At 68.9% G+C, this 4,778-nt stretch carries 5 protein-coding genes and 1 pseudogene; 4 read left to right on the top strand and 2 right to left on the bottom strand.

All coding sequences use genetic code 11. The features are described 5' to 3' along the window. Positions 1-226 (bottom strand): annotated as a pseudogene (locus tag B128_RS12010) (hypothetical protein); the annotation flags it as partial. Between the two features lie 142 nt (positions 227-368). Between B128_RS12010 and B128_RS0100210 the strand changes: the two are divergent. The 3 genes from B128_RS0100210 to greA are packed head-to-tail and all read left to right on the top strand — an operon-like array spanning position 369 to position 3,557. After that, positions 369-2,273 carry a chorismate-binding protein gene (locus B128_RS0100210; protein WP_018110298.1) on the top strand — a complete coding sequence of 635 codons (1,905 nt, stop codon included), beginning with the start codon at positions 369-371 and terminating at the stop codon, positions 2,271-2,273. 10 nt (positions 2,274-2,283) lie between these two features. Next, on the top strand, positions 2,284-3,030 hold the full coding sequence (locus tag B128_RS0100205; protein WP_018110297.1) for an aminotransferase class IV: 747 nt from the start codon (positions 2,284-2,286) through the stop codon (positions 3,028-3,030). Positions 3,031-3,086: 56 nt separating this feature from the next. Next, positions 3,087-3,557 (top strand): transcription elongation factor GreA, encoded by a 471-nt coding sequence (greA, locus tag B128_RS0100200; protein ID WP_018110296.1) that lies wholly within the window; start codon positions 3,087-3,089, stop codon positions 3,555-3,557. Here the strand turns inward: greA and recO are convergent. Further along, positions 3,552-4,211 carry a DNA repair protein RecO gene (gene recO / locus B128_RS0100195; RefSeq protein ID WP_018110295.1) on the bottom strand — a complete coding sequence of 220 codons (660 nt, stop codon included), beginning with the start codon at positions 4,209-4,211 and terminating at the stop codon, positions 3,552-3,554. The genes greA and recO overlap by 6 nt on opposite strands. Positions 4,212-4,233: 22 nt before the next feature. Here recO and B128_RS0100190 point away from each other — a divergent pair, with 22 nt between their 5' ends. Next, positions 4,234-4,467, top strand: coding sequence for a hypothetical protein (locus B128_RS0100190; protein WP_018110294.1), 234 nt, complete (start codon positions 4,234-4,236; stop codon positions 4,465-4,467). Positions 4,468-4,778: the final 311 nt, after the last annotated feature.

The following is a 4,778-nucleotide window of genomic DNA, read 5'->3' as shown; positions in this document are numbered from 1 at the left end:
GGAGCCTAGGGTTGCGGGCCAGTTCCCGGCGCATGCGTTCGCTGGAGAAGCCCAGGAGGGCGCGGACCAGGTGGAAGAGAAAGAGGCTGAGGTCGGAGAAGGTCCTGGGCCTGCCGGGTTTTCTCTCCCCTTCTGGCAAGCGGGCTTGGAGCCATGCCTGGAGCAGGGGGACCAGTTCCTCCAGGGACAGGGGTAGGATGGAAGGGGGCGTCTGGTGTTCTTCCACAGCTCACCAAGCGCCCCCTTTTCCTTTGGCTTGTCAAGGGGGTATGCATTGAATATCCGAAAGGGGGGTGAGACAGGCTACACCAAACCCCCTATACCCTAGGGCCGGGCTCCCCGGTTTTGGGCCTTGTATACTGCCCCCCGTGGAGGTGGGTCTGGGCGCACTTTCCCCCCTGGGAAGGCCTTACCCCGGGGGGCTTTTGGCCCTGTACCATGCGGCCCGTGCCCGGGGCCTCCGGCCTGCCCTTCTGGAGTCCTTGGGGCCCAAGGCCTCTTTCTCCCGGCTTTCCCTGCTGGGACTTCGCCCCCAGCACCGCCTCGAGGTCTGGGAAGGGCGGCTTTACCTGGACGGGCGGCGGGTGGGGGAGGCCCTGGACCTCTTCACCTACCTGGAAAAGGGGCTGGGCAGGGGCTTTTTCCCTGCCTGGATGGGCTTTTTTGCCTACGAGTTCGCCCGCCACTTCGGCCTTCCCACCCACCCGCCCCTTCCCGGCCTGCCCGAGGCCGCCTTCTACTACTACCCCGAAGGCTTTGCCCTCCTGGAGGGGCGGCTGGTGGCCTTCCCCTCCTTTCCCCTGAGGCCCAGGCCCTACCGGCCCTCAGGCCTTCCCCCCCTGCCCCTCCTCTCGGATTTTCCCCGGGAGGCCTTTTTGCGGGGCGTGGAGGAGGTGCAGGAGCGCATCCGGGCCGGGGTGGTCTACCAGGTGAACCTCTCCCACCGCTTCCGCCTCCGGGGCAGGGTGGACCCCCTCCTCCTCTACGCCCGGCTCCGGGCCCTCAACCCCTCCCCCTTCATGGGCCTTTTGCAGGGGGAAGGCTGGGCGGTGGTCTCGGGGAGCCCCGAGCGGCTTTTCCAGAAGGTGGGGGCCCGGCTCAGGGCCCGGCCCATCGCCGGCACCCGGCCCCGGGGCAGGACCGAGGCCGAGGACCTGGCCCTGGAACAGGAGCTTCTGGCCTCGGCCAAGGAGCGGGCAGAGCACGCCATGCTGGTGGACCTGGTGCGCAACGACCTGGCCCGGGTGGCCCTCCCCGGCACCGTGCGGGTGCGGGAGCTTTTCACCGTGGAGCGCTACGCCCACGTGATGCACCTGGTCTCCGAGGTGGAGGCCCTGAGCCGGGCCGCCTTGGGAGAGGTGTTCCGGAGCCTCTTCCCCGGGGGTACCATCACCGGGGCCCCCAAGGGGACGGTGATGGAGGCCATCCGCCACCTGGAGCCCGTCCCCCGGGGGGCCTACACGGGAAGCCTGGGGTACGTCTCGGGCAGGGGGGCGGACTTCAACATCCTCATCCGCTCCTTCCAGGCCGTGGGGGAGGAGGTCCTCTTTTCCGCCGGGGCGGGCATCGTCATCAACTCCCAGCCGGAGGCGGAGTACCAGGAGACCCTCCACAAGGCGGAAAGCCTCCTCCTGGCCCTGGAGCGGGGCCGGCCTGGCCAGAAGCCCCTTCCCCCCAAGCCCACCGCCGCCTGGAGCCCGCCCCCGCCCCCCAGGCGGCGGCAGGCCCGGGTGCTCTTCCTGGAAAACCGCGACTCCTTCAGCCACAACCTGGTGGACTACCTGAGGGCCCTGGGGGCGGAGGTGGTGGTGGTGGACCAGGAGGAGGCCCCCTCCTTCCGGGGCTTCACCCACCTGGTGGTGGGCCCCGGGCCCAAGGACCCCTTCACCGCCGGTCGGGTGCTGGAGTGGACCCAGGCCGCCCTGCGGGCGGGAATACCCTTCCTGGGGGTCTGCCTGGGCCACCAGGCCCTAGGGGTGGCCCTGGGGGCCGAGCTTTACCGGGAAAACCCCGTCCACGGGGAGGCCCACGCCATCCACCACACCGGCGAGGCCCTCTTCGCCGGCCTGCCCGACCCCCTGCCCTTCGCCCGCTACCACTCCCTGGCCCTGCGGCGCCTTCCCCCCTCCCTAAGGCTTCTGGCCTGGACCCAAGACGGGGTGCCCATGGCCCTGTGGGACGGGCGGGCGGCCTACGGGGTGCAGTTCCACCCGGAAAGCATCCTCTCCCCGTGGGGCATGGAGCTTTTGGCGCGCTTTCTGGAGGTGGGGTAAGAAGGTGGGCATGAAGCGGGTCCTCCTCAAGGGTGAGCCCTTCGCCGAGCCCCTGCCCGAGGGGTTTCTCTACCACGGGGCCTCGGTCTTCACCACCTTGCGGGTGGAGGGAGGGCGGCCTTGCGCGTGGGAGGAGCACCTCTTCCGCCTGCGCCGCCACGCGGAGGCCCTGGGGCTTCCCTACCCGGGGGACGAGGCCTTGGGCCGGGACCTCGAGGCCCTCCTGGCCGCCTTTCCCGGGGTGCCCTGCCTGCGCCTGCGCCTCACCGTGGGGGAAGGCGTGTGGCTTACCGAGGCCCGGCCCTACACCCCTCTGCCCCTGGCCTTCTACCGGGAAGGGGTTCGGGTGGCCCTCACCCCCTACCGCGTCCACCCCGACCTGGCCCGCTACAAGACGGGCAACTACCTGCCCTACCGCCTGGCCCTGCGGGCCGCCCAGGCGGAAGGGGCCTTTGAGGGGCTTTTGCTGGACGCCCAGGGCCATGTGGTGGACGGGAGCCGCACCAGCCCTCTCCTTTACCGGGATGGGGTCCTGCACCTCCTGGAGGGGGGCCTCGAGGGCATCACCCGGGAGCAGGTGGCCCGGGCGGCCCGGGAGCTGGGCCTGCGGGTGGAGCGCTCCTTTTTGCGCCCGGAGGCCCTTTCGGGGGCCCTGCTCCTGGCGGGGAGTGGGGTGGGCCTTCTGCCCGTGGGGCCGCCCCCTGCGGAGCTCCTGCCCCTCCTAGAGCGCTTCCTCCCCGCCTGCTATACTGAATAGCGGTACCTCCAGCCCAAGGGCTTGGGCTGGTGCCCCTTTTTACGTGGAGGAAGAGCATGAAGAAGCCGGTCTACCTCACCCCGGAAGGCCTGAAGCGCCTTCAGGAGGAGCTTCATCACCTGAAGACCACCAAGCGGCAGGAGATCTCCGCCGACTTTGAGCAGGCCCTGGAAGAGGGGGACCTCCGGGAAAACGCCGGCTACGACGAGGCCCGCCGGGCCATGTGGCAGAACGAGGCCCGCATCGCCCAGCTGGAGGACCTCCTCGCCCGGGCGGTGGTGGTGGAGGGCAACGGCACCTACGAGGCGGTGGCCCTGGGCTGCCAGGTGGAGCTGGAGACGGAAACCGGGGAGCGCCTCTCCCTGGCCATCGTGGGAAGCCACGAGGCGGACATCTTCAGCGGCAAGATTTCCGATGAGTCCCCCCTGGGCCAGGCCCTCATGGGCAAGAAGGTGGGGGACGTGGTGGAGATCCGGGGCAAGAAGGGGGCCCAGGTCTACACCATCCTGGAGATACGGCCCCTATAGGGCCAAAGCGGTGCGGAGGGGGCCTATGGCCTCCTCCGCGTGGCTTTTCAGGGCCAGGAAAAGCCGTTCCAGGGGGGCCTCTTCCAGGTAGGGGAGGGCTTCCCCGCCGGGAAGGTGGAGCACCGCCCGCAGGGCCTCCACCCCCTTTTCCCCCAGGTAGACCCCTTCCTCCCCCAGGCGCCCTTCCTGGAGGTGGAGGCCGGGGCCCAGGAGGCTTGGGGCCAGGCCGCCTGCCTTCACCACCCGCCACCCGGCCCAGACCAGGGGGAGGAGGGGGTTGGGGTGCTTGGCGATGCCCCGAAGCCCCGAGACGAAGATGGGGAAGATCCGGGGGGCCGCCTCGGGGGAGGCCAGGCGGTAGGCCAGCTCCGCCAGAAAGGAGGCCATGAGGAAGCGCCGGGGTTCCTCCAGGCCGTGGAGCCGGCCCACCAGCTCCGCCTGGGTGAGGGTGGGAAGGCCTTCTGCCTTGGCGTAAATCTGGATGCGCACGTGGTGGAAGAGGGAAAGCCGGCCCGTGCGCCCCGTGGGCCGCAGGCCCTTGCGGGCCACGGCCTCGAGGCTCCCCCTGGGCGTGAGGAGGCGAAGCAGGAGGTCCCCCTGCGGCAGGGCCCGCCGCCCCACCACGATGCCCTCCTCTAGCCGGTAGCGCTCCACCTTTCCAGTGTATGCTTAGGGCATGGAACGGAGCCTGCGCGACATCTTGGAATGGGTCATCCTGGGCCTTCTGGTGGTGGTGGGCGTCCTCCTTGCCCTGTGGGTGGGGGGGTGGGTCTTCACCTTCCTGGGCAAGGTGCTCCTGGCCCTGTCCGGCCTCATCTGGAACCTTCTGCTCTTTGCCATTCCCCTCCTCATCCTGGCCGCCGTTGGCTACGGCGTGGTCTACTTCCTGCAGAAGCGCACCGCTTCTTAAGCCCAAAGAACACCGCCCCCTTCCAGCCCCCACGCCCGATTCGGGACCAGGAAGGGGGTTTTCCACTGGCCCAGCTAGCCCCCATTTCCCCCGGCCATCCCCCTTGCTTCCAGATGAGATAGCTACTTCCACCATTGGCACTTGACCGACGGAATGGGCACTTTTCCGCTATACAAAAGCGAAGCGATTTGGTGAAGGGCTTTTTGGGCACAGATTTTGACCAAGTACATGCTTCCAGTAAGGTGCTATACTGAGGGTGTCCGAACCCTCGGACGGGGATCTTGACAAAGGGTTTTTGGCTTGGGCAAGGG

Source organism: Thermus igniterrae ATCC 700962, from assembly GCF_000376265.1.
GTDB lineage: Bacteria > Deinococcota > Deinococci > Deinococcales > Thermaceae > Thermus > Thermus igniterrae.
This window is presented reverse-complemented; position numbering and strand designations above follow the sequence as displayed.

What these genes read in the sequence shown, in the direction of transcription:
- B128_RS0100205 (WP_018110297.1), top strand. Translation starts at nt 2,284, where the DNA reads ATGAAGCGGGTCCTCCTCAAGGGTGAGCCCTTCGCCGAGCCCCTGCCC.
- greA (WP_018110296.1), top strand. Translation starts at nt 3,087, where the DNA reads ATGAAGAAGCCGGTCTACCTCACCCCGGAAGGCCTGAAGCGCCTTCAG.
- B128_RS0100190 (WP_018110294.1), top strand. Translation starts at nt 4,234, where the DNA reads ATGGAACGGAGCCTGCGCGACATCTTGGAATGGGTCATCCTGGGCCTT.